Raw genomic sequence first — 25,879 nt, forward strand, 5'->3', positions numbered from 1 at the left:
TCATTGTACAGCAGGCCGGGGGAGAAAAAAAGCAGATTTGCTTCACGCAAAAAGGAGAGCGCCCGCGGCACCCTCCATTCCTTCACTTAATAACAACCGGCAGCCAAAAATAGACACCTAAAACAATAATGACAATACATACAATATTCATCCAGAAGCCTGCCCGGACCATATCCGATATCTTCAGCACATCAGCACCGAACACGGCGGCATTCGGAGGAGTGGAGATCGGGAGCATGAACGCACATGATGAAGCAAGCGCGGCAACAGCCATCAAACCGTATGGCTCAACCCCGATCGCTAGTCCAAGTCCTACTGTAATCGGAATGATCATATTGGACACAGCCGTATTGGACATGATTTCCGTCATGAACAAAATGGCGGCTGTCAGTATAATGATGATCAGCAAATACGGAAACGCTTCCAAAAGATTCAGCTTGCTGCCGATCCATTCCGTCAGTTTAGAAGCAGAAAAACCTTCTGCAAGAGATAGCCCTCCTCCAAACAGAAGAAGAAGCCCCCACGGCAGCTGCTTCATATCATTCCATTCAAGCAGTCTTTCTCCTTTTTTGCTTGGAATTAAGAAAAGCAAAAGCGCACCGAATATTGCTATAGCGGTATCCGATACAGCAAATGGCAGAATGAACTTAAACATCCACAGAAATGCCGTTGCTAAAAAGATGACGCCGACCCATCTTTCTTCTGTACTCATTGAGCCCAGTGCTTTCAAGTCTTTTTTAATGAAATCCGTTTCCTTGCCGGTTTCAAAATCCACTTTGAATTGAAGCTTTGTCAAATAGAAATAAAGGATGACCAGCAGGATCACCGTAATTGGAAACCCGAATAAGAACCATTCAAAAAACATAATTTCACGATCGAGCATTTCCCTCGACATCGCTGCGAATACGGCATTAGGCACCGAACCTACAAGGGTTGCCAGACCTCCAATCGACGCAGCGTACGCTACTGAAAGGAGGATGGATTTACTGAATTTGTGAAGGGAGTCTCCTTTTAAAATTTCCTTTACCTTTACTTCTTTAATAAGAGCAAGTGCAACAGGAAGCATCATCAGGGCAGTCGCAGCATTTGAGATCCACATGGATAGAAACGCTGTAGCGAGGATGATCCCAAGGACAATCCGGTGGCTTTGAGTGCCGATGAGCTTTAGGATATAAAGAGCGATTCTCTTGTGAAGATTCCATTTTTCAATGGCAATGGCAATGATAAATCCGCCCATGTACATAAAGACAGTGGGATTCCCATATGCTTTTGCAGCGGAATCAATATCAAGCCCGCCTGTAATCGGCAGAAGAATGAGCGGCATAAGGGAAGCTGCCGGTATCGGTATCGCCTCTGTAATCCACCAGATCGCAATCCATGATGTGACAGCGAGCACTGCACGCGGAGCATCTGAAAGCTCTGTGTCGGGTATTAGGAAAAACAAGAGTAAAAAACTGGCCGGCCCAAGAAGTAATCCTGTCAGTTTGGGCGCTGTATAAACTTTCATCTTCTCCACCTCCATTTTCAGGATTTCTACAAGAATCAGCAAAACCCTTTAATTATTTCCACGGAAATGTCGAACGGCGGTGTTTTTCCCAAGAAAAAAAGAAGGCTGCTTCAGCCCTCTTTCTGCTTGTTTTGCTCTACATTCAGTTCGATCAGATTGCCGTCCGGGTCATTCAGGAAAATCTGGTCAAAGCCGCTGACGCCATTCACATCTTCCCGAAACTCGATATGATGCTTTGCCAGCCACTCAACAGCAGCCTGGTAATCTGCCATTCTAAGAGCCAGGTGACCTTCTGTCGAGACAAGGTTATGCTGTTTCCGAAGTGTCTGAGAGTTTTCATCCACCAGCAAGTGAAGCTGCTGATTTCCGATTTTATACCAGACTCCCTCTGAATCAAACGGAGGCCTGTCGATTTCCGTCAGACAAAGGACGTTCTCATAAAAATGCTTCGCTGCCTGCAGATTTGTTACAGACAGGCTCACATGCTGTATCGCCTCATTCCAAATCATTTTCCACACTCCGTTAAAGGGTATTTCCCGCCGCAGGAATTGGATGCTCATTCAGGAGCCTTGCAAGATGCACAAGATTCATGCTCATCGTGCGCGTGTTTTTAATTGTAAAGGCATTTTCCTTCCCTGCTTCCATATAGGAAGGTCCCGGTCCTGCCTCGCCGACCCAGTAGACATCTGCATTCGGCGGGATCAAAAAGCCGATGTGCTGCAGTCCGTAGAGAATGGAGCGCGAGGCTTCCTTTGCGCCGTCCTCATTTCCTGTTACAGCGACACCGCCTACTTTATTATAATAAATAGACTGGCCTTTTTCATTCGTTTCACTGCTTGATGCGTAAAGCCTTTCCATGACGAGTGAGGCTATGCTGCTTTTTTCGCCAAGCCAGAGAGGCGTCCCTATGACAACAATATCAGCCTCGGCAATTTTCTTAAGGATCAGCGGCCACTCATCTCCCCGTCCCAAATCTTCTGCCATTCCAAAAGCAAGATTGTAATCGGAAATTCTCAGTTCTTCTGTTTGTACCCCTTCGTTTTCCAGATGCTTTTGAGACTGTTTCATGAGCGATTCAGTGTTTGAAGGCTCATTGCCTTTCTTTAAGGAACAATTCAAATAAAGAGCTTTAAGCATATCTCCGTCTCCTTTATTCGTGGTTATAGGTGTTTATTTCCTTTTTTTCAAAGAGGTCAAACATGAGATCTGCTTTGAGATTTCCGCACATAAAAACCTTCCCGTAAACCGGGAAGGCTTTCATCATTAATTCCAAATAGCGTCCACCCATTCCGGATGATCAATAAATGGATTGCGGTTGTATTGATAGTCTTTATAGATGATGTCGTTTCGTCTCATTTCACGGGCGTCAACCGGATCCTGTTTATGCCATTGAATCAGGACGGACATTTTCCCATGGTACGGTGCTGTTCCATTGTTTACGCTGTTGTTCAGCTCAAGATTCACCTCTCCGCTGTCTCCCTCATACCGGACGGCCATGTAAAACAGCATTCTCGCTACATCGCCTTTGACAGCATCTCTCGGCTCCCATGAGTCAGAATCCGTATAGTTTCCAAGTGCTTCTGAATGCTCTGTGCCGCCCATGTCAAAGTCTTTGTTTCCTCTTGAACTGTTGACACTTACATCAGTAGGACGCAGATGGTGAAGATCTGTTCCGGGACCCATAGCCGTACCGAAGTCACCGTGGGATTTAGCCCAGACATGTTCTCTGTTCCAGTCGTTCACATTGCCGCCGTTTGTGAATTCACCTTGTGAGCGGCCTGTATACAGAAGAATGACATTGTTCGGGTTATTCGGGTCTTCATCTGTATTTCTTAAGGCATCCCAAACGTTGTCATAAGAGAGTTCTCTATGATCATCGATAATATTATGAAGAGCTGATTTTAAAGAAGAACCCGTTTTGCCGACTGCAGTCTGATAGTACGTACCATCATAAGGGGATGGCTCCGTACCCGGATCTGGATCTGGATCAGGCTGTGTGCCTCCGCCTGAAGTTTTTTCCATCGCAGTTGTGCTGATTACACCGCTGTGTGAAAAATAAGCAGCCAGTTTGCCTGTTACTTTAATCTGAGTTCCTTTTAAAGAAGGGTTCGTCATAAGACCAAATTGAGAGCGGTAAGAAGACGGAATCTGCACATAAATCATTTTGGACGTGCTTGTTTCTGTTGGAGAATCTGCAAGTGCAAGTGCATAGTCGTTCGGGTAATTGCCTGTAATGACGGTATTTGTCCCGGTCGGCTGTCCGACAACATAACCTTTGACCGATTTGACCGTACCGTTTTGATTGGCATTTGCTTCTGCTACCGAGTAAGGATTAGTCAGCGAACCGTCTGCAGCATGAACTTGTGTTGGAGTTGTCTGCAGAACAGGGATAAACAGGGCAAGAAGCATGACTAGCTTCATCAGTAAAATGGCAGGCTTATTTTTAAGCAACGTTTTTTCCTCCTTAATAATTGATTACTAAAAGAGAATACTATGAAATTATTAACTATTTATGATGATTTTGTAAATTTACGTCAGATTCCTGCTGTTTTTGGAAAGATGAGAGAATGAGACTAGGAAGCCCTGAATCTTTCAGCACAGAAAAAAGATGCACCCGACTGCCTGTGCATCTTTCTCTCCTATATAAATGGCTTGTTCAAAAGATAAAAGCTGCTCCATTCATCAGGCAAGAGAGCCTGGTATTTCTCAGTTAAAAACCGGTCGTCCACAAGCACGATGGCGCCGGTATCATCCTCAGACCTGATCAGCCTTCCGCCTGCCTGAAGAACTTTATTCATCCCCGGATAAACGTAGGCATAATCAAATCCATTTCTGCCTGACTGCTGAAAATACTCCTTCATAACATTCCGCTCAAAACCGATCTGCGGGAGTCCGACACCGACCACAATCACTCCGTTCAGCCTGTTCCCGATTAAATCCACTCCCTCTGAAAAGACGCCGCCCATGACGGCGAACCCGATCAGCGTTTCGCTGCTGTCTTCCTGAAAAGCGTACAAAAACGCCTCTCGTTCAGCTTCTGTCATGTGCGCGTGCTGCAGCATCGTTTTAATAGGAAGGTCCAGCTCCTCAAACGTCTCGTAAACTTCTTTCATATAGGCATAGGAAGGGAAAAATACCAGGTAGTTCCCGCGCCGCTCCTCAAACAGCTGCTTCATCATCACCGCAATGGGCATACGGCTTCGATCCCTGTCATGATATCTTGTGGAGATTGGCATAATATAGACTTCCAGGTTTTCCTTTGCAAACGGAGACGGAATCTTAACCTGATAATCTTCTGATGTGCCTCCCAGCATATCCATATAAAAAGAAAGCGGAGAGAGCGTCGCAGAGAAATGGATGCTTGAACGGTACGGTTTTTTCACCTGCTTCAGGAGAAACGACGGATCAAGGCAAACTAGCTTAATGATTACATCTTTTTTGTCTGCTTCTGCAATCGTGACAAAGCGTTCATCATACAGATATGAGATCTTAAGAAAGGCCTGCACTTGAAAATAAACATCAAGCAAAAGTTCTGAGGCATTCCCAGACAATAGCTCTCTTTCCGCCTCTTCCGAAAAGGGCTGAAGCATTTCAATCAGCTCTTCAGGTCTATCCTTCATCAGCTGTTCAGGCTGCTTCTTTTGTGCGATAAAGTAATCATTTACTTTTTTGGCGTTTTCAAAGACACCTTGGTTTTTCGTTTTAAATTCCCGTTTCAGCTGCAGAAAATCTGATTTTTTAAGCGCCGCAGAAAACATCGCTCTTCCCCTGTCAACGAGATTGTGGGCCTCATCAATTAGAAGCGCTGTCCTCTTTTTTTGCTCATCAAAAAACCTTTTAAGAGAAACGCGCGGATCAAATACATAGTTATAATCACAGATAATGGCATCTGCCGTATTGGAGAGATCCAGTGAGAATTCAAACGGGCACACTGTATGCTTTTGTGCATAGTGATGGATGACATCGGCAGTCATCCTTGTTTCACTTTTAAGAATATCGAGAACAGCTTCATTGATTCTGTCATAGTAGCCATTCGCAAACTCGCAGTACTCTTTTTGGCACCGGGTTTCTTCTTTCAAACAGACCTTGTCTTTAGCTGTTATCGTTACGCTGTTCACGTGAAGGCCATTGCTCTCCATAAAAGCCAGAGTGTCTTCTGCTGCCTTCCGGGTAATCGTTTTGGCGGTTAAATAATAAAACGTATCGAGCTTGCCTTCACCTATCGCTTTGACAGCAGGAAAGATGGTGGAGATGGTTTTTCCGATTCCGGTTGATGCCTGTGCAAACAGATCTGTTTTATCATCGATGGCTTTATACACCGTTCCGGCAAGCTTCCTTTGACCTTCTCTGTATGTTTGAAACGGGAATTCAGACGCTTTGATGGAAGTATTTCTTTTTTCCAGATGCTCCGCTCTTGCCTCGGCGTACGGATAATAGGCGCTGATTAAACCTTCCATAAACGAGCTCAGTTCTTCTGCAGAAAATGGTTTTCTGAAGCGAACCTGTTCACCTGACTTCACACTGACATATGTCAGCTGAACGCATACAGCTTCAAGTCCGCGGTCTTCGGCAAGCATGTATGCATAGCATTTAGCCTGTGCCCAGTGGACGGGATACGCGTCTTCTTCTATGTCTGAAAGATCCCGCGAGGTTGATTTAATTTCATCAATGACGGGAATTTCCTCTGACAAAAGCAGACCGTCGCATCTTCCTTCAAGCAGAAACGCAATTTCTTTGTGGGTTACACTCGTTTTCAGCATGACTTCGCTCTGGTCAAGCTCTCCATATGTTTTCTGAATGGCCTGGTGGGCTTTTGTACCTTCTGTCATCGTCGCTGATGTCCGGAACCGTGCATCAATGCTTCCGGCCCGGAAAACATACTCAGCAAGGGAGCGGACTGAAATTCGGATTTCTCTCATTTTTATCACCTGACTTTATTTTAGCATCAGCAAAGCGGAAGCGCCCGTTTTGTAAAGACTGTGTAGTACTGTACTTTGTGCTCTTAACCCCGCTTAAGCGCATTTCCCTTCAGGTTAACACTTCACTTTGTGCTCTTACCCCCGCTTAAGTGCATTTCCCTCCAGGCTCACGCTCCACTTTGTGCTCTTAACCCAATTAAGCGCATTTTCCTCCAGGCTCACGCTTCACTTTGTGCTCTTAACCCCGCTTAACCGCATTTTCCTTCAGACTCCCCCTCCACTTTGTGCTCTTAACCCCGCTTAACCGCATTTTCCTTCAGACTCCCCCTCCACTTTGTGTTCTTAACCCCGCTTAAGCGCATTTTCCTTCAGACTCCCCCTTCACTTTGTGCTCTTAACCCCGCTTAAGCGCATTTCCCTCCAGGCTCACTCTTCACTTTTTGCTCTTAACCCCGCTTAAGCGCATTTTCCTCCAAGCTCACGCTTCACTTTGTGCTCTTAACCCCGCTTAACCGCATTTTCCTTCAGACTCCCCCTCCACTTTGTGTTCTTAACCCCGCTTAAGTGCATTTCCCTCCAGGCTCACGCTCCACTTTGTGCTCTTAACCCCGCTTAAGTGCATTTCCCTCCAGGCTCACGCTCCACTTTGTGCTCTTAACCCCAATTAAGCGCATTTTCCCCCAGGCTCACGCTTCACTTTGTGCTCTTAACCCCGCTTAAGCGCATTTCCCTTCAGACTCCCTCTCCACTTTGTGTTCTTAACCCCGCTTAAAAGCGTTTTCCTCAAGGCTAATTGGGCGGTGGAGCTGGATAATATAGAGAAAAGCGGAAGCGCCTCGTTCAGATCCGATAGGCAGATAAGAAATCACACATCGGCAAAAAAACCGCCCATCACGAAGATGAACGGCACGTTTTCCATCAGCAGCAGCGCGACACTTTGCCTCCCTTTGCATTATAGCGGGCATCCTGCGCTTCGCAGAAAAACTCTTTTCTAGATTGAACCGGCTGATCCGGATGATGCTTTGTCATGTGCTCAACGTATTTTTCATAGCTTGGAACCCCTGCGATTAAACTGATAAACTGTTTTCGCAGTGCCAGCATTTCCGTCAGTTTTTTAAACATGGGTGCTCACTCCTCCATCAGACCTTGTAATATACGGCGCCTCATGGAGGGTCGTTTTTTTATTGGTCAGGACCTGTATCCAGATGCGGACAGCAGCTATGAGGACGGCAATGACGACGATCATGAAAATGGCACACAGTGCTGCATCGACATAATCGTTAATCAGCACCTGTTTCATCTGACTTGCATTTGCAGCAGGTGCCAGCACCTCGCCTTTATCCAGAGCACCTTTAAACAGTTCGGCATGTGAAAGGAATCCAATCTTGGGATTTTCATGAAAAAGCTTTTGCCAGCCCGCTGTCATTGTGACGATCAGAATCCATGTAGTCGGTATGAGCGTCACCCAGACATATGCTTTCTTGCCCATTTTGAACAGGATGGTTGTTCCAAGAAGCAGCGCAATTCCGGCAAGCATCTGGTTTGCAATTCCAAACAGCGGCCACAGTGTATTGATTCCCCCAAGCGGGTCTATGACTCCTTGATAAAGAAAGTATCCCCACCCAAGCACACACAGGGCTGTAGCTAAAATGTTGGCAGGCAGGAAATCGGTTTTTGCAAGCGGCTTATACACGTGTCCAAGGAGATCCTGAATCATAAATCTGCCGACACGGGTTCCTGCGTCAATCGTTGTAAGGATAAATAACGCTTCAAACAGTATGGCAAAATGATACCAGAAGGCCATAAGCGCTTTGCCGCCGATGACTTCTGAAAAAATATAGGCCATGCCAATAGCAAGAGTCGGCGCACCGCCTGTTCTAGAGAGAACGGTCTCTTCTCCCACATCATCAGCTAGTCCCGTTAAATCATCAGGTGTGATTGTGAATCCCCAGCTTGAAACGACGGACGCAGCCTGAACGGCGTCTGTTCCAATTAAAGCAGGGGGACTGTTGATGGCAAAATATATACCCGGCGTCAGCACACATGCAGCAATCATGGCCATAACAGCTACAAATGACTCAGTCAGCATGGCACCGTATCCGATTGGACGGGCGTGTGACTCTCTTTCTATCATTTTTGGAGTCGTTCCTGAAGAAACAAGTGCGTGGAAACCGGAAACAGCTCCGCATGCGATGGTAATAAACAGGAATGGAAACAGATTCCCGGCAAATACAGGCCCTGTGCCATCTATGAAAGGAGTCACGGACGGCATCTGCAGATCAGGTGCCACCACAATAATTCCAACAGCAAGGCCCAGGATGGTGCCAATCTTTAAAAACGTGCTGAGGTAGTCCCTCGGTGCAAGCAGGAGCCAAACAGGCAGCACTGAGGCAATGAACCCGTATCCGATCATAAGAATGGCGATTGTTTCGCCGCTGAATGTAAACATCTTGGCAAGCTCCGGCGTTTCTGCCACATGCTGTCCGTAATAAATGGACAAAAGCAGCAGGATCACCCCAATTATCGATCCTTCTCCCACTCTTCCCGGTCGGATATACCTCATATAAATCCCCATGAAGATGGCAATCGGAATGGTGGCCGCAATTGTAAACATGCCCCACGGACTTCCAACGAGAGCTTTTACAACAACGAGAGCAAGAACAGCTAAAAGAATAATCATAATGCCAAGAATTCCAATCATCGCAATGATTCCCGTTATTGGACCAATTTCTTCTTTAATCATTTCCCCTAATGATTTTCCTTTGCGGCGCATGGATCCGAACAGGATGATAAAGTCCTGGACAGCTCCTGCAAGAATAACCCCGACAATGATCCAGATTGTTCCGGGCAGATACCCCATTTGCGCGGCAAGAATCGGCCCTACAAGCGGCCCTGCCCCTGCTATCGCCGCAAAATGATGTCCAAACAGCACCCATTTGTTTGTCGGCACGTAATCTTTTCCGTCATTATGCGTTTCTGCAGGTGTTTCGCGGTTATCATCAAGCTCAAACACTTTTTTTGCGATAAATCTGCTGTAAAACCGGTAGGCGACAGCGTATGAACAAACGGCTGCCACGAGCAGCCAAATGGCATTGATGCTTTCTCCCTGACTGAGAGCAATTACTCCGAATCCTGCAGCCCCCAAAGCAGAAACAATTCCCCAAATCAAGATCGACTTAAGCGCTTTCATTTTTATTCACCCTTTCATTTATGTACAAGCTCTATTATACAGATTTTTTTCAGAATTTTTAAATATCTTTTTGCCTGTTTTTACCCCGCATGCCAGCATACGGGGCTCTATTTGTTTTTCAACTTTTTCAGCGGCAGAGTCATTGTTACCTCAGTGCCCAGTCCGACCTCACTCTTATAAGCCACTCTGCCTTTCATCGTTTCAATGATCCGGATTGACACCGTGGTGCCAAGTCCGGTCCCTTCATCTTTTGTGGAATAAAAAACGGTCCCGATTTTAGAAAGCTGCTCAGCGTTCATTCCTTTTCCTGTATCCGTTATCACTGTAATGGCGTTCATCTTTTTTGAATACAGCTGAGCCCTGACGCTTCCGCCTGCCGGTGTGGCTTCAATTGCATTTTTGAGCAGATTAACAAACGCCTGCTTCAGCTGGCTTCGGTCTGTTTCAATATAAAGCCCCGGCTTCAGCTGATAAGAAAGCCGGACTCCGTGCTTCACAGACAGGGGGTGCAGCAGCTGAATCACTTCCATAATCAGATCTGAAAGCTGAAATTCCTCGATCTGCTTAAGCTTAGGTTTAGCGAAATTCAGGTAGTCAGTAAGAATACTTTCTGCCCTTCCAAGTTCACTCATGATCAGGGACATGTACTGTTCATCGTTTTTATGATTTTTACCCATCAGCTGCAGAAATCCTTTAACAACTGTCAGCGGGTTTCTGACTTCATGTGCGATTGATGCAGCCAGTTCGCCTATCGTCGTTAATTTTTCCGTACGGATGATTTCATGTTTCATCATCTTGCGTTCAATCCCTGCTTCAAGCACCTTAGAGGATACACCAATCGCCATCACCTGGAGGATGCTGAAGATAAAAACATAAAAGAAAAGCTTATTTCCGGCTGCCATGCCGCTTGCGACCAAGTATGCAAGCAGAATGGAAAGCTGGATCATGGTTGGCCAGAAACCAATAATGATGGACAATTGCACCCGCTTTTTTGGCTTATATTTTCTGAAGCGCTTTGAAAACAGGAAGGGAATGATTAAAGCAAGACTTGCGCTCAAATAACCATACAAAAGAGCATCTCCACCAAGGTATGTTCTTGCAGCAAGAATAAATCCGAACACGATCAGGCCGGCAGCAGGTCCTCCGTACAGCAGGGCAAGCACCATGGGAACATAGCGCAAATCCCAATAAAGGCCATATTCATAGTAAGCAAAAATCATGCACAAAAAAGACGCTGCCCCGTATAGAATTCCTGAAAAATAAGGAGAATTGACCATACGCCTGTTTTCAAAAAAGACAGAATAAATAAGGACAGGAACCAGCACAATCAAAATGTGGAGCGTAAGTTTCTCTGCAAGCATCGTAATTTCCCCAATTATTTTTATGTAGTATTGTGTTATTCGACAAAAACCGCAAAACTCCTTTCCTTTTTCACAGGCGCATTTCTTTTTTTATTTTGGGCTGAACTTCTTGAATTTGCTGGATAAAACGGTTAAACAAACGTTTAATTAAGGTTTCATTCCCCTCTGTAACAGGTATTTTTACGTTATGGAGGTGATGATCTTGACTGAACGCAAAGAAAAGCTGAAACAGGACAACCCCGAACAAATTCCCGGACGGGACGGAAAGACCATTCTTGAGCAGAAAAATGATTTGAACACAGATCCCGTTCCGCTTGAGGAACTGAAACTCAATGCAGAAGATGAGAAGAATAAGCATAAAACGAAAAATCGATCTTCAAGTGAAGAGTGACTCAGGCGGAGAGCCGCTTCAGTGGAATCTCACTTGTTACAAATGTGAACACAAAAAAAATTCCGGAACCATCTTGCTGAAAGAAAGATGATCCGGAATTTTTCCTGTCTATTTTCTTTTCAGGTCTGCTTCTCCAATCTCCCCGACAATCAGTTTAAGCTTGCCTGACTGGTTATAAGAAGTGATGGGATAGTTTGCAGAGATAACCGTTTTGTTGTTTTGCCTGTTCATGCTGAAGCCGTCCGCCATGTATTCATTTCCGTCCTCATCGATCAATTTCGTGCGGTGCGCAAACAGGTTTTCATCCTCATGTTCCCCTTCCAGAGAAAAGATCAGATTTAATGAGGTTGGGTTTGCCTCGGCTTTAGACACATGAATCGCAGATGACTTGCCCTCCACTTCATATTGGACAACTGAATCAGCACTCATCTTATCGCTGTTTGCCGCCGCAAGTTCCCACTTGCCGTCAATTTTCTTCATTTCATCTGTTCCGTAGAAGACATTGACGCTTTCTACTTCTACAACAGCTCCTTTTAAGGCTGGCATCTGCCCTTTATGGGATTCAAGGATGACATCGTACTGAATATGCCCCGTTTTTTTATCCAGCAAGGGGTTTTGAGAATCAGAAATGGATAGCTGACTCCCGGTTCCTTTCAAAACCTTTGTATCCGGAATAAATTCTGCAATATACTCGCCATCTCCGTTTTTCACCCGGTAATCCATCGTTACTTCTTTTGCACGATCCAGAATCGAAGGATCTTCAAAAGTCAGCTGAAAGCTCATTCCTGCTTTATTTTTGTCCGAGAATTGTCCGGCCAGAACGATCGTAATGTTCTGATCGGCTGCTGCACTCGTATGTTCCTGTACAATACCTTTATTGACAGCTTCCTCAATCCCTTTGTCTCCAAAGGCAAAGAACTCGTTCACACCGGCCATTACATGTTCATTGGAAAGGACAGCTCCCGTAATAAGCAGTGCGCATGCTGCTGCAGCAGCCTGTTTCCAAATATAGCGGACCTTTTTCTTCTTTGATTTAACCCGGATCAAATCGTAGGACTGCTCTAAAGACTGTCTCACTTTAACAGGTATCTCTTTTTCTTTATTCATCACCCGGTTTAACTCATTCTCGAAATTATCTTTCATAAACCATCTCTCCTTCGGTTTTATAATAAGTCGTTCTCAAGATTGATTTCGCCCTGGACAGTCTTGATTTAATCGTCCCTTCCGGCTCTTTTAAAAATTCACTGATTTCTTTCACATTTAATCCGACAATGTAATATAAAATAAGTGCCATCCTGTAGACTTCGTTTAAACTGTTCAGTGCATCTTCTAATTCCAGCTTTACGTAGCCGTTATTTTTTTCTGCGGGAAGCAGATGATCATGAAAAACCGGAACGGCTTTATTCTTTTTCAGCTGGCTGTTGCACGTATTGATCAGGATTTTGCAGATCCAGGTATTGAAGTATTCATCGTTTTTTAACGTATGTATTTTTTCATATGCTGAGAGAATCGCATCCTGCATAGCATCCGCCGCATCTTCATCGTTTGTTAATAATCTTCTGGCTGTTCTGTACAAGACATCTTCGTATTGCCTGACAAGCAGAACAAAGGCCTCGCCATCTCCCTTTTTCGCCTTTTTCACTAAAGCTTTCAGTGACTCCATTCAGCCACCCCCCTGACGGTTATTTTGTTTTTCAATAGATTAGATAGGAAAGCACCTCAAATGGTTGCATGAAATAAGTTACCGGTTAACTATACATGAACTTGCCTTCACAATTTTACAGATCCGTGAAACAGTTCTATGGTAGAATACCAAAAAAAGGCGGCAGCCCCTCCATAATTGAAGGGCTGCCGCCTGTTCATTATTCTGTATTATTTCATTCCCGTATTCGCCTTTACAAGAATTTCATCAAATTTCTTTGCATCTTCTTTTTTACTCGACACAATGGTTCCAATGTATGCCCCTAAGAATCCAAGCGGTATGGACACAATGCCGGGATTTGAGAGACTGAACAATGGCTCTCCCGTTAAAATTGCAGCGCCTTCAGGCGACCATACGTTGGGACTGATGGCAACGAGCAGTAAAGAGCTGATCAAGCCTGTCAGCATGCCTGTTACGGCACCAGACGTGTTAAATCTCTTCCAGAAAATCGTAAGAACTAAAATTGGAAGGTTCGCACTCGCAGCAACCGCAAAGGCAAGCGCAACGAGGAAAGCGACATTCATGTTTTGAGCAAAGAGAGCCAAAAGAATGGATAGAACAGCCACTCCGATTGAAGCCCATCTTGCTGCCACGACCTGCTCTTTCTCTGTTGCCTCCCCGCGGCGGAGAATATGACTGTAAAAATCATGGGCAAAAGCGGAAGCAGCTGAGAGCACAAGCCCGGCCACTACTGCAAGAATCGTCGCAAAGGCAACAGCTGATACGAATGCAAACAGGAAGTCGCCGCCGATCGCTTCAGCGAGAAGCGGTGCCGCCATGTTACCTGCCGCATTTGCAGCGACAATATTGTCATAGCCGACAAACGCCGCAGCGCCAAAACCAAGAAAGACCGTCATCACATAAAACGCGCCGATAATCCAGGTCGCATACACAACTGATTTCCGCGCCGTAATCGCATCCTTTACCGTGAAAAAGCGAATCAGGATATGCGGCAGTCCTGCCGTACCGAGGACAAGCGCCAGATTCAGGGAAATTGTATCAAGCGGATTTGTGAATTTGTTCCCCGGATTCAGGAAGCTCTCTCCAAGCGGAGTAGCTGTCTGCATCTCAGAAAACATTTTCGCAATGCTGAAATCAAATTTTGCAAATACAATAACAGATATAATAAACGTCCCAATCATCAGCAGAACGGCTTTAACAATCTGAACCCAGCTCGTTGCAGTCATCCCGCCGAATACTACGTAAATCGTCATCAGCGTTCCTACGATCAGTACAGAGTATACATAATCGATGCCAAGCAGGAGATGAATGAGGCCGCCTGCACCCACCAGCTGCGCAATCATATAAAAAATCGATATGGAAATGGTGTTAAGGGCTGCCACACCGCGGACCTTGCTGTTGTTAAACCTTGCTGCGATCATATCCGCCATCGTATACTTGCCCAAATTGCGGAGCGGCTCAGCAATTATGTACAACACGACAAGATATGCCACAAGAAAACCAATACTGTAAAAAAAGCCGTCAAAACCAGAAAGCGCTATCATTCCCGCGATTCCTAAAAAAGATGCTGCAGACATGTAGTCTCCTGCTATAGCAAGTCCATTCTGAAACCCGGTGAGACTGCTGTCCGCTGTATAAAAATCACTGGTTGTTTTCGTACGCTTTGAGGCAAAATAAGTAATGAATAAGGTCATAATGACGATCCCTAAAAAGAGGGAGAATGCCAGCATGTTCATGGTTCGGTTTCCTCCTTACCTAGTTGACTCCGATTTGATTTTTTCTACGATTTCATCAAATTTCCTTGCTTTGCTGGAGTACATCATACAAAGAGCCCATGTCATGATAAACTGCGCAAATGCAAATACCCATGCCCAGCTGACTGGTCCTGCTGCCGGCTGATTTAAAACATCGGAATACGCAGTAAGGACCGGCAGTGTAAAATAAAACGCCAAAAAGAATAAGGTCATCGGCAGAATAAAACTCCGTTTGGCTTGAAGCAGCTTCTGAAAAGATTCGGACTGAACAATTTTTGTGTAATCGACTGCAGACGGGGCCGCTTTAACTTGTTTTTTTCCATCGTTCACGCTACATTCCTCCTCAGGTTACAATCTGACCATTAACCTTCCTTTCTTTCCATATTTTCACACTCTCATTATATAGTTACCTGAAAAGTATGTAAATTCTGAAATCTAAACTTTTATAATTAGCATCTTTCGAATCATACAAAGATAGATAATCTTGGCCAGGTAGACTAAAATATAAAGGATTACTGAATTACGTTTTTTTACAGGAGGATATTATGGAGAAGAACCAATCCCTTCCGACCAAGAAATTGCTCGGCATCGCCGGACTCGGGTGGCTGTTTGATGCAATGGATGTCGGCATGCTGTCGTTTATTATTGCGGCTCTTCAGTCTGACTGGGGACTCAGTGTAAAGGAAATGGCCTGGATCGGGAGCATGAATTCAATCGGAATGGCCGCAGGTGCCCTCGTTTTCGGATTGCTCTCAGATAAAATCGGCCGGAAACAGGTTTTTATTATTACTTTGCTTCTTTTCTCAATCGGCAGCGGTTTGTCTGCCTTCACAACGACTCTTACTGCCTTTTTGATCCTGCGGTTTTTTGTCGGCATGGGGCTTGGCGGAGAACTTCCTGTGGCATCTACGCTTGTGTCGGAAAGTGTTGCACCTGAAAAAAGAGGAAGAATTGTCGTCCTGCTTGAAAGCTTCTGGGCTGCAGGCTGGCTGATTGCTGCCCTTATTTCTTACTTTGTTATACCATCGTACGGCTGGCAAACGGCGCTTTTGTTAAGTGCTCTGCCTGCGTTTTACGCGCTTTACCTGCGGCTGAAGCTTCCTGATTCTCCGCAATTCCTTGCCATAAAGAAAGAACAGCGGCCTTCTGTGCTTGAAAATATGAAGACAGTCTGGTCGAAACAATATGTCCGTCAGACGACCATGCTTTGGATCTTATGGTTCTGTGTCGTCTTCTCTTATTACGGCATGTTCCTTTGGCTTCCAAGCGTCATGGTGCTGAAGGGATTCAGCCTGATCAAGAGCTTTCAGTATGTGCTGATTATGACACTTGCACAGCTTCCGGGCTATTTTACGGCTGCCTGGTTTATTGAAAAATTCGGACGTAAATTTGTACTGACCACGTATCTTACGGGAACGGCCGCAAGCGCGTACTTCTTTGGAACAGCTGAATCACTTGCGCTCCTGCTTACGTCGGGCATTTTTCTTTCATTCTTCAATCTGGGGGCATGGGGTGCCCTTTATGCCTACACTCCAGAGCAGTATCCGACTGCTGTAAGAGGAACCGGTGCTGGAATGGCGGCATCGTTTGGAAGGATCGGCGGCATCCTCGGACCGCTTCTTGTCGGCTACTTAGTAGCTGCCGAAGCATCTATTACATCCATCTTCACTATTTTCTGCGCCTCCATTATGATTGGCGTCCTTGCTGTTTTAGTGCTTGGAAAAGAAACGAAAGCAAAAATACTTACTTAAAAAACCTCTGTATGCCCGCAGACAGTCTTGAAAAAATCAGACTCCTGCGCGGCATGCAGAGGTTTTTATTGAGATAATTAATGGCCTCCCAGGTAAGCGAGCTTCAGCTGTTCACTTGACTGCAATTCATCGGCTGTTCCCGACAGGACCACTTTGCCTGTTTCAATCACATACACACGATGAGCTATGGATAATGCCATATTGGCGTTCTGCTCCACCAATAAGATTGTGGTGCCTGTTTTATTAATTTCTTCAATGATTCTGAATATGGTCTTAACCAGTAATGGAGCAAGTCCCATTGACGGCTCATCAAGCAGAAGAAGCTTTGGGCGGGCCATCAGCGCCCTCCCCATTGCAAGCATTTGCTGTTCCCCCCCTGAAAGAGTGCCTGCCTGCTGCTTTTTCCTTTCAAGCAGTCTTGGAAAAAGTTCATATACCTTTTCAAAATCCTTTTTGATTTCCTCTTTATCTTTTCTAAGATATGCCCCAAGCTCCAGGTTTTCCTCTACCGTCATATTTGAGAAAACGCGCCGTCCCTCAGGAACATGAGAAAGACCTTCCTTGACAATCAGCTGAGCAGCCTTTCCCCCAATTGATTTCCCCTGAAAAATGACCTCTCCCTGCTTTGGCTTCAGAAGGCCGGATATGGTTTTTAAAAGAGTGCTTTTTCCAGCCCCGTTAGCACCAATGAGAGTGACAATCTCCCCCTCTTTAATCTCAATCGATACACCCTTAATCGCCTGAATGTTTCCGTAAAAAACATTGATATCATTCAGTTTAAGCATCAGGAAACCTCCTCTCCAAGATACGCTTCGATGACTTTTGGATTGTTTCTTATCTCCTCAGGTTTTCCCTGTGCAATCAGCTGGCCGTGGTCAAGAACATAGATCTGTTCACAAACCCCCATTACCAGCGGCATATCGTGTTCAATCAACAATACCGTTAAATCAAATTTCTCTCTTATAAAGGCAATCAAATTCATTAATTCTTCTGTTTCCTGCGGATTCATGCCTGCGGCAGGTTCATCCAGAAGGAGGAGCTTTGGACTTGCTGCAAGCGCCCGTGCAATTTCAAGCCTGCGCTGCTGCCCGTATGGAAGGTTTTTGGCTTTTTCATGCATGAACTTCTCAAGCCTGAATATCTTCAAGAATTCGACGGCTTTATCCTCCATTTCCCGTTCACCTTTAAAATGGGACGGCAACCTGAGAATGGAGCTTGCGATTGAATGCTGGGCATGGGAATGATAGGCTACCTTGACATTGTCCAAAACCGATAAATCATTGAACAGGCGGATATTCTGAAAGGTCCTGCTGATCCCTTTCTTTGTAATTTTATAGGGCACTAGACCATTGAGTTTCTGACCTTCAAGCATGAGGGTTCCTTCTGTAGGGACATAAACACCGGTCAGCAGATTAAAGAAAGTAGTTTTTCCGGCCCCGTTCGGACCGATTAACCCGGCAAGCTCTCCTTTTTTCAGTTTAATGTCCACCCCTGACAGAGCTTTAAGCCCTCCGAATTTCATGCCCAAGTTCTTCACATTAAGCAACGGTGTTTTTACTGTCATGTCCTGTACCTCCCTTGATGCCGTTGCGGTTTTTAAAGAATGATGTTAATTCCTTTGTTCCCATCAGGCCCTGCGGACGATAAATCATCATTACAATAAGAACAAGGCTGTAGATGATCATCCTGGTCTCAGGGTATTCCTGAAGGAAAGTAGAAACGATTGTAAGCAGAATGGCAGCAAGCACAGCTCCGGATAAACTGCCCAATCCTCCAAGAACAACGAAAATCAGAATATCAAACGACTTTAAAAAGCCGAAGTTTGTAGGCTGAATGATATAAAAATTATGCGCATACAGTCCGCCGGCAATTCCGGCAAAAAATGATCCGATGACAAATGCCGCTACTTTATAGTAGGTTGTATTAATGCCCATGGCATCCGCTGCTATCTCGTTTTCACGAATGGAAATACAAGCTCTGCCGTGTGTGGAATTTGTAAAATTCACAATAGAGAGGATTGTAATAACCAAGCACCCGAATACCCATGGCCAGGTGGTCAGGTTTGTAACCTGCATGCCGCTTGCTCCGCCGACATAATCAATGTTCAAGAAGGTAATCCGGACAATTTCCCCAAAACCAAGTGTAGCAATAGCCAGGTAGTCTCCCTTTAGACGCAGGGTCGGAATACCAATAAGTAATCCAGCAGCTGCTGCAGCGAGTCCGCCAGCAATCAGCGCTGCTGAAAAAGGAAGTTCAAACTTCATTGTCATAATCGCTGACGCGTATGCTCCTACGGCTAAGAAACCTGCATGTCCAATTGAAAATTGACCTGTTATGCCAATAATTAAGTGCAGACTCGCTGCCAAAATAATGTTAATTGCTATGAAGTACAAGGCGTTTACAAGATAGATATCCAAAAATCCTCCGGAAATTAAAACCTGTCCAACTACATATATAGCAAGTGCAGCTCCCATTGCTGACCAGAAACCTTTTGATTGTTTTAATACACCCATCCTCACACCTTCTCCCTTACATTTTTGCCGAACAGCCCTGATGGACGGAAGATGAGTATAAGAATGAGAACAATAAAGGCCACGCCGTCGCGCCATAATGAATAACCCATAGCACTGACAAGTGATTCAATGACACCAAGCAGCAGTCCGCCGATCATCGCACCCGGAATGATGCCGATGCCTCCCAAAACGGCCGCAACAAAGGCCTTTAATCCTGGAATAATTCCCATAAGCGGTTCAATTTTTATATAGTAGGTTCCAAATATGACTCCGGCGGCTCCGGCTAAAGCCGAACCGATTGCAAAAGTAGCAGAAATCGTATTGTCTACGTTGATTCCCATGAGCCGTGCGGCATCTGCATCATGTGAAACAGCACGCATTGCTTTGCCGATCTTTGTTTTATGAACAATGAATTGAAGCAGGATCATAAGCCCTACAGAGATGCCCAGAATGAATAATGACTGACTGCTGATCGTCGCCCCAAAAATAGAAATGCTTTCAGCAGGAAGAACAGTTCCCGGATACGCTTCCGGCTGTGCACCTCTCACATAGATAACCCCGTACTCAATGAGGAGGGAAACTCCGATGGCCGTGATAAGCGCCGCAATTCTGGTCGCATTTCTCAAAGGTTTATAAGCAATTCTTTCAATTAACACTCCAATTAATGCACATACGGCCATAGATATAATTAATGCAGGAAAAAAACCAAGTTCCAATATAGTAATGGAATAAAACCCTACAAAGGCTCCTATCATAAAGACATCCCCATGGGCAAAATTGATCAATTTCACAATTCCGTACACCATCGTGTAGCCAAGTGCTATTAAAGCATATATACTGCCCAGAGATATTCCATTGACTATCTGCTGAAAAATTTCCATCGTTTCTTTCTCCTCTGAAAGTCTATTATTTTGTATGGCAGTCTATTAGAAGCATAAACCAGTCAGTCATGCCTCCTTCAATTAGGATAACAAATGCAGAACAGGGGGGATTGCCCCCTGTTCCTTTTGAAATCACTCTGGATCTACGTTCGTTTTAAACGTCTGCTCTCCGCCTTTATATTCAAGAATAGCAGCGGATTTAACCGGATCATGCAGCTCATCGAGTGTCAGATTTCCGGACACCAAAGCAAGATCCTTCGTTTCTTCAAGTGCTTTTTGAAGCTTCTCAGGGTCAGCTCCTCCTGCACGTTTAATGGCATCAGCAAGGAAATAACCCGTGTCATAGCCAAGCGCATTAAAGGCATCAGGTGATTTATCTTTGTATTTCGCTTTGAAAGCTTTTACAAAATCCTGAATCTTCTTATCAGGATCGCCTGAAGAGTAGTGATTTGTAATAAACGTATTTTCTAAAGCTTCTCCACCGGCAATTTCAATAAGTTTAGGAGAGTCCCATCCGTCTCCTCCCATGAAAGGAACATCCAGTCCAATCTCGCGTGCCTGTTTCACTATGAGTCCTACTTCTTCGTAATAACCAGGCAGGAAAATAAATTCAGGATTTGCTGATTTAATTCTTGTCAGAGTTGCGCGGAAATCAGTATCTTTCGCTACATACGCTTCCTCAGAGACAATTTCACCTCCATTTTTCTCAAAGGATTCTTTGAAAGACTTGGCAAGGCCCTTCGCATAGTCACTTGAACTGTCTATAAGGACAGCCGCATTTTTAACTGACAGATCTCCCGTTGCAAAGTTTGCTGCTACTGTTCCCTGAAATGGATCGATGAAACAAGTACGGAATACAAAATCATTTACTTTGCCGTCTGTATTCGTTATCGTTGGATTCGTTCCAGTCGGTGTAATTAAAGGCACTTTATTTTTTTCGGCGATTTGCACCTGGGCAAGTGTATTTGTGCTTGTTGCAGCACCAATAATTGCCGCTACTTTATCTTTACTTACGAGTTTAATAGCCCCGCTTGTTGCTTCTGCTGCGTCTGATTTGTTATCAAATTCGATAAGCTCAATCTTCTTTCCGTCAATGCCTTCTTTGTTTATTTCTTCCAGTGCAAGTTCGAGACCTTCAGAAATCGATTGTCCGTAGGACGCTACTCCCCCTGACAATTCGAGGTTTGCGCCAATTTTGATTGTGTCCCCGCCCGTTGAACCGGTACTCTTGGCCCCGCATCCTGCCAGCACTCCAGCAGAAAGCATAAGTGACATAAACACTGCAGCAAGTCGTCTTTTCTTCATTTGTATCCCCCATTTTCCGATTCTGTTTTCAATCCACTTCACAACACCCTTCGCTCCCCAAGTCTCTAGTCCCATCACCCCCTGACAAAGTTGACACTATATTATTCTAATAATAATTAATATTCTGAAAATATAGTATCCTATTCTTTTCCTTTCGTCTATAGTATCCTATTCTTTTTAATTATTGACATTCCAACAATATGCTAATCCTTTTATTCCAATAACAAGATAATAAGCTGCAGTAAAAAACAGAACTTATTGCAAAGAAGAGAAAAAAAAGATAGGAAGCAATTTGCCTCCTATCCTTCTTATTTTTCAGCCAATACGTCAGCAAAAGCTTTTACGTATGGCGGAAGATCCGGCGGTCTTCTGCTTGAAACAATGTGGCCGTCCACAACAACTGCTTCATCATGCCAGATGGCGCCTGCGTTTTCCATATCATCTTTGATTCCAGGCGTACTAGTGACATTTCTGCCTTCGAGAATTTTAGCGGAAATCAGCACCCATCCTGCATGGCAAATCTGGCCGATCGGTTTTTCTTTTTCGTGCATGTCCTTCACCATCTGAAGCACCTCAGGATACCTTCTAAGCTTATCAGGCGCCCAGCCTCCCGGAACTAAGATCGCATCATAATCATCAGACCTGATGTCTCCAAAAGCAAACTCCGATGTAGCAGGAACTCCATATTTTCCAATGTACGTTTCGTTTGCTTTTTCACCGACAAGATGAACTTCTGCCCCTTCTTCCTGAAGGCGAAGAACAGGGTACCACAGTTCCAGATCCTCAAACTCGGCACTGACAAGAGCAATGACTTTTTTATTTGCTAAACGCATCAAACCACCTCCACCATCAGTATAGCATGTCCTTTTGACGAAGAACAAAAGCGCAAGCGCCATGGCCCGCTCCGATAGGCAGATAAGAATCCGGCGGAAAAGTCCGGGTCCCGCCTTTTTTGACGGATTTGTTCTGACAGAGGATTTAGGCGCTTCCGCTTGCCGATGATAAATTTGTTATGTTATCCACAGCCTATTACTTCTATACTTTCCTTTACAATGAAAAAACAGGCTGCCCCATGCTCAGCCTGTTTCCTCTTTCAGCTGGCTGTGATACAGCCCGTAATAAAATCCTTTTTGCTTTAATAGAGACTCATGGCTGCCTCTTTCAATCAGAGCTCCGTTTTCGAGTACTAAGATCTGATCAGCCTTCTGAATCGTATTCAGCCTGTGGGCAATGACGAAGCTCGTTCTCCCCTTCATCAGGCGCTGCAGCGCTTCCTGGATTTTCAGTTCAGTGATTGTATCAATGCTGCTTGTTGCTTCATCAAGCACTAGCATCACCGGGCTTGAAAGTATTGCTCTTGCAATAGAAAGCAGCTGTTTTTGTCCCTGGCTGATGCCGCTTCCTTCCTGTGTGAGAACAGTCCGGTATCCATCTTTCATCTTCATGATGAACGAATGGGCATTTGCTTCTTTTGCGGCGTTCATGACTTCTTCATCCGACGCATCGAGGCGTCCGTAGCGGATGTTTTCCATAATTGTGCCTTTGAAAAGAAACGGATCCTGAAGAACAAAGGCCATATGCTCTCTAAGGCTGCTCCGCCTGATTTTAATGCTCGGTGTGCCATCAATCAGAATAACGCCTGAATCCGGATCATAAAACCTGGACAGAAGATTGATCATTGTGGTTTTCCCTGCTCCGGTCGGCCCGACAATTGCCGTCGTTTCCCCGGGAGAAGCGCGAAAGCTCACATGTTCAATTGTCTGCTGGTCATCTTCATAAGCAAAGGAAACATCCGAAAAAACGACCTCGCCTTTTACATCCTGAAGGTCAACCGCCTCTTTTTCATCGAGGACTTCTTCCTCTTCATCCAATATCTCAAATACACGTTCCGCTCCGGCAACGGCCGACAGAATGGTGTTGAACTGATTGGCAAGCTCGTTCAGCGGACGGGTGAACTGTCTGGAGTATTCGGTGAAAATAACAATAACACCAATGGTCACTGCACCGTTTAAAGCAAGAATGCCGCCAACTAAAGCAACGGCAGCGAAGCTCAGGTTATTCAGCATATTCATCAGCTTCGGAATGAATCCCGAAATCGTCTGAGCCCAAAATCCGGCTCCTTTCAGGCGTTTCCCCTTTTCAAGAAATTCAGCAATCACCCGCTCCTCTTGAGAAAAGGTCTTCACAATCCGCTGCCCTGAAATGGTTTCCTCAATAAACCCGTTCAGGTCACCAAGATTGCGCTGCTGCTCTTTAAACAGCTTTCCGGTTCGATTTGTGATCCACCTCATTCCAAAGAACATAATCGGTATGATCGCAAACGTAATCAGGGTCAGGAGCGGACTCAGCCAAAGCATGACGCCTATCGTTCCAGCAAGCGTCAGGATGCTTGAGAAAATCTGAATGACTGAGCTGTTTAAAGTAGAACTCACATTTTCAATGTCATTTGTCACCCGGCTCATCAGCTCCCCGTGCTGCCGTTTGTCAAAATATGAAATCGGCAGGCTGTGGAAATGCCTGAAAAGCTGGGTTCTCATAGTAAAGACCGTATGCTGCGCAATCCCGATCATCCATACGTTCTGCAAAAGCAGCGCTGCGGATTGAATGAGATAGATGAACGCGAGGGCAATCAGGAGCTGAACGAACCCGCCGCTTTCCTTTGTGACAATGTAATCATCGATAACCATTCCAATCAGATATGGACCCAGAAGGCCAAGAAAAGAACTCAAAACAACCATGAGCAGAACCAGTATGAGGAGCCCTTTTTTCAAAGACAGATAGGACCATACCCGCGTAATCGTTCCAAACCAGTTTTTCGGTTTTTCCTGCTTCTTTTTCGGGGGAACGTTTTCCGGTTTAATCTTCGGGTATGAAAATGGCTTACTTAGCTCTTTGAACATGCTGCACGACCTCCTCTCCAAACTGCGAAGCAAAGATTTTTCTGTAAAGGGATGATGTCTCCATCAGATCATCATGCGAACCCTGTGCAAGAATTTCACCTTCATCAAGCAGAAGAATCTTTTCTGCTTCCATGGCGGTGCTGATTTTCTGGGTGATCAGGAAGGTTGTGCATTCATAGGTTTTCAAAGCCTTCAAAAGCTTTGCTTCAGTCTTCAGGTCAAGCGCACTCGTACTGTCATCAAGCAGAAGAATTTTCGGTTTCCGGACCAGGGCCCTTGCAATGGACAGCCTTTGTTTCTGTCCGCCTGAAAGGTTTACTCCCTTTTGGCCGACACGTGTGTCATATCCATTCGGCAGCTTTTCTACCGTTTCATGAATTTGAGCATGCATCGCCGCTTCCTTTATTTCATCAAGTGACGCATGTTCCCTCCCCCAGGCAATATTTTCTCTGATCGAGCCTGTAAACAGCAGCGACTCCTGGGGAACAAAGCCGATTTTGCCTCTCAGGCTTTTCAGCTTCATATCCTGAAGGTTTACTCCGTCAATCGTGATTGACCCGGATGATACGTCATAAAGTCTTGGAATTAGTGTGAAGATGGACGATTTTCCGGAACCGGTCGCTCCCATAAGCGCGACTGTTTGTCCCGGGGAAACGTGAAAAGATAAATTTCTCAGTACATTCGCATCCGATCCGGGATATGAAAAAGAGACATTCTGAAACTCAATCTCCCCTTTATGAATCAGGTGTTTCTCTGAGGAACCGGCCGTATCCGTTAAATCGGCTTCTGTCTCAAGCACTTCCCCTATCCGCCCTGCAGATGCTTTCGCACGCGAAAACGCCATAATAATAAAGGAGAAAATCGAAAGAACAGATGAAATCCGCAGAGCATAATTGACGATAGCCACTACTTCTCCTACTTTTGCATCCCCCGCCCCGACACGGACGCTGCCGAACCAGAGAATAGAAAGGATGCTGATATTCATGACGAAAAGAAGAATCGGCATCACAATCTCCATCAGTCTGAGAGCTGAAACCGTGTCTTCCCTTAACTCCTGATTTGATTGTGAGAAACGGGTCATTTCATGATTTCGTCTCAAAAATGCCTTAATGATTCTCATGCCTGTCAGATTTTCCTGCATGACACCATTGACTGAGTCTAGGCGCTCCTGCACCGCTTTAAAAAGCCCGCCGCCCTTTTTCATCATCCAAAGCAAAAAGATTACAAGCAGCGGTATAGAGATAAGAAGAATGAGAGCAAGCCTGAAATTAACAATCAGAGCCATAATAGTGCCTCCGATGATCAGCAGCGGCGCCCTGAGCATGATCCGCAGACTCATGAAAATAGTGTTCTGCAGCTGTGTCACATCATTTGTCATCCTGGTAATGAGAGAAGATGCCGGAAACAGGCTGAAATTTGCGAATGAAAAGGACTGAACCTTCTCAAAAAGCTGTTTCCTAATATCAAATCCAAAGCTTTGACTGACGTGGGCTGCATAAAAGGAATTGGTTACACCTGCTGCGAACGCCGCAAGTGAAATGCCTGCCATAATGCTTCCCCAAAAAATCACAACAGATAAATCATTTTTCAAAATGCCTTCATCAATAATTTTAGCCATCAGAAAAGGGTGCAGCAGCTCCACCCCAAGCTCAATCAGCATAAGGGTTAAGGCCACACCAACAGCCATGCGGTATGGCTTAAGTAAAGAAATGACGTTTGACATACAGTTGCCTCCCTGCGGTGC

The 25,879-nt window shown here is 45.1% G+C and carries 22 protein-coding genes; 2 read left to right on the top strand and 20 right to left on the bottom strand.

Features of this window, described 5'->3' with window-relative positions:
- Positions 1-82: 82 nt before the first annotated feature.
- The 8 genes from ACTSEZ_RS15765 to ACTSEZ_RS15800 all read right to left on the bottom strand — a co-directional run bounded on the left by ACTSEZ_RS15765 (position 83) and on the right by ACTSEZ_RS15800 (position 10,977).
- Positions 83-1,507 carry an SLC13 family permease gene (locus ACTSEZ_RS15765; RefSeq protein ID WP_369735181.1) on the bottom strand — a complete coding sequence of 475 codons (1,425 nt, stop codon included), beginning with the start codon at positions 1,505-1,507 and terminating at the stop codon, positions 83-85.
- Positions 1,508-1,617: 110 nt separating this feature from the next.
- Positions 1,618-2,016 carry a VOC family protein gene (locus ACTSEZ_RS15770; RefSeq protein ID WP_369735182.1) on the bottom strand — a complete coding sequence of 133 codons (399 nt, stop codon included), beginning with the start codon at positions 2,014-2,016 and terminating at the stop codon, positions 1,618-1,620.
- A 13-nt stretch (positions 2,017-2,029) separates the two neighbouring features.
- Positions 2,030-2,644, bottom strand: coding sequence for a flavodoxin family protein (locus ACTSEZ_RS15775; protein ID WP_369735184.1), 615 nt, complete (start codon positions 2,642-2,644; stop codon positions 2,030-2,032).
- Between the two features lie 126 nt (positions 2,645-2,770).
- A complete protein-coding gene (locus ACTSEZ_RS15780) occupies positions 2,771-3,928 on the bottom strand; it encodes an endonuclease (RefSeq protein ID WP_369735371.1) in 1,158 nt (385 codons plus the stop codon).
- Between the two features lie 218 nt (positions 3,929-4,146).
- Positions 4,147-6,426 (bottom strand): helicase C-terminal domain-containing protein, encoded by a 2,280-nt coding sequence (locus ACTSEZ_RS15785; RefSeq protein WP_369735185.1) that lies wholly within the window; start codon positions 6,424-6,426, stop codon positions 4,147-4,149.
- 918 nt (positions 6,427-7,344) lie between these two features.
- Positions 7,345-7,548, bottom strand: coding sequence for a YbdD/YjiX family protein (locus ACTSEZ_RS15790; RefSeq protein ID WP_369735186.1), 204 nt, complete (start codon positions 7,546-7,548; stop codon positions 7,345-7,347).
- On the bottom strand, positions 7,541-9,616 hold the full coding sequence (locus tag ACTSEZ_RS15795; RefSeq protein WP_369735187.1) for a carbon starvation CstA family protein: 2,076 nt from the start codon (positions 9,614-9,616) through the stop codon (positions 7,541-7,543). The genes ACTSEZ_RS15790 and ACTSEZ_RS15795 overlap by 8 nt, the downstream gene beginning before the upstream one ends.
- A gap of 107 nt (positions 9,617-9,723) precedes the next feature.
- A complete protein-coding gene (locus ACTSEZ_RS15800) occupies positions 9,724-10,977 on the bottom strand; it encodes an ATP-binding protein (RefSeq protein WP_369735188.1) in 1,254 nt (417 codons plus the stop codon).
- A gap of 202 nt (positions 10,978-11,179) precedes the next feature.
- On the opposite strand from ACTSEZ_RS15800, the gene ACTSEZ_RS15805 reads away from it, so the two are divergent.
- Entirely contained in the window at positions 11,180-11,368 is a 189-nt protein-coding gene (locus tag ACTSEZ_RS15805; RefSeq protein ID WP_369735190.1) for a YczO family protein, read from the top strand.
- A 108-nt stretch (positions 11,369-11,476) separates the two neighbouring features.
- Here the strand turns inward: ACTSEZ_RS15805 and ACTSEZ_RS15810 are convergent, their stop codons facing one another.
- The 4 genes from ACTSEZ_RS15810 to ACTSEZ_RS15825 form a co-directional block, all read right to left on the bottom strand.
- On the bottom strand, positions 11,477-12,511 hold the full coding sequence (locus ACTSEZ_RS15810; RefSeq protein WP_369735191.1) for a DUF4179 domain-containing protein: 1,035 nt from the start codon (positions 12,509-12,511) through the stop codon (positions 11,477-11,479).
- Complete coding sequence (locus ACTSEZ_RS15815) at positions 12,501-13,031, bottom strand: RNA polymerase sigma factor (protein ID WP_369735193.1); 531 nt, start codon at positions 13,029-13,031, stop codon at positions 12,501-12,503. Before ACTSEZ_RS15815 ends, ACTSEZ_RS15810 begins: the two co-directional genes overlap by 11 nt.
- A 209-nt stretch (positions 13,032-13,240) precedes the next feature.
- A complete protein-coding gene (locus ACTSEZ_RS15820) occupies positions 13,241-14,767 on the bottom strand; it encodes a solute symporter family protein (RefSeq protein WP_369735195.1) in 1,527 nt (508 codons plus the stop codon).
- A gap of 15 nt (positions 14,768-14,782) precedes the next feature.
- Positions 14,783-15,115: a DUF485 domain-containing protein gene (locus ACTSEZ_RS15825; RefSeq protein ID WP_369735196.1), complete on the bottom strand. Its 333-nt coding sequence runs from the start codon at positions 15,113-15,115 to the stop codon at positions 14,783-14,785.
- Between the two features lie 215 nt (positions 15,116-15,330).
- Between ACTSEZ_RS15825 and ACTSEZ_RS15830 the strand changes: the two genes are divergently transcribed.
- Positions 15,331-16,536, top strand: a complete 1,206-nt coding sequence (locus ACTSEZ_RS15830; RefSeq protein WP_369735197.1) for an MFS transporter — start codon at positions 15,331-15,333, stop codon at positions 16,534-16,536.
- A gap of 77 nt (positions 16,537-16,613) precedes the next feature.
- Here the strand turns inward: ACTSEZ_RS15830 and ACTSEZ_RS15835 are convergent, their stop codons facing one another.
- From ACTSEZ_RS15835 to ACTSEZ_RS15870, 8 genes are all read right to left on the bottom strand, one after another.
- Positions 16,614-17,321, bottom strand: a complete 708-nt coding sequence (locus ACTSEZ_RS15835; protein WP_369735199.1) for an ABC transporter ATP-binding protein — start codon at positions 17,319-17,321, stop codon at positions 16,614-16,616.
- Positions 17,321-18,100 (bottom strand): ABC transporter ATP-binding protein, encoded by a 780-nt coding sequence (locus tag ACTSEZ_RS15840; RefSeq protein ID WP_369735200.1) that lies wholly within the window; start codon positions 18,098-18,100, stop codon positions 17,321-17,323. Before ACTSEZ_RS15840 ends, ACTSEZ_RS15835 begins: the two co-directional genes overlap by 1 nt.
- A complete protein-coding gene (locus tag ACTSEZ_RS15845) occupies positions 18,075-19,049 on the bottom strand; it encodes a branched-chain amino acid ABC transporter permease (protein ID WP_369735202.1) in 975 nt (324 codons plus the stop codon). The genes ACTSEZ_RS15840 and ACTSEZ_RS15845 overlap by 26 nt, the downstream gene beginning before the upstream one ends.
- Positions 19,050-19,051: 2 nt before the next feature.
- Positions 19,052-19,930, bottom strand: a complete 879-nt coding sequence (locus ACTSEZ_RS15850) for a branched-chain amino acid ABC transporter permease (RefSeq protein WP_369735203.1) — start codon at positions 19,928-19,930, stop codon at positions 19,052-19,054.
- 132 nt (positions 19,931-20,062) lie between these two features.
- Complete coding sequence (locus ACTSEZ_RS15855) at positions 20,063-21,235, bottom strand: ABC transporter substrate-binding protein (RefSeq protein ID WP_369735373.1); 1,173 nt, start codon at positions 21,233-21,235, stop codon at positions 20,063-20,065.
- Positions 21,236-21,543: 308 nt separating this feature from the next.
- Positions 21,544-22,068, bottom strand: a complete 525-nt coding sequence (locus ACTSEZ_RS15860; protein WP_369735205.1) for a type 1 glutamine amidotransferase domain-containing protein — start codon at positions 22,066-22,068, stop codon at positions 21,544-21,546.
- Between the two features lie 243 nt (positions 22,069-22,311).
- Positions 22,312-24,135: an ABC transporter ATP-binding protein gene (locus ACTSEZ_RS15865; RefSeq protein WP_369735206.1), complete on the bottom strand. Its 1,824-nt coding sequence runs from the start codon at positions 24,133-24,135 to the stop codon at positions 22,312-22,314.
- Positions 24,116-25,858, bottom strand: coding sequence for an ABC transporter ATP-binding protein (locus tag ACTSEZ_RS15870; protein WP_369735207.1), 1,743 nt, complete (start codon positions 25,856-25,858; stop codon positions 24,116-24,118). The genes ACTSEZ_RS15865 and ACTSEZ_RS15870 overlap by 20 nt, the downstream gene beginning before the upstream one ends.
- Positions 25,859-25,879: the final 21 nt, after the last annotated feature.

Source organism: Metabacillus mesotrionivorans (assembly GCF_052171315.1).
Classification (GTDB): domain Bacteria; phylum Bacillota; class Bacilli; order Bacillales; family Bacillaceae; genus Bacillus_P.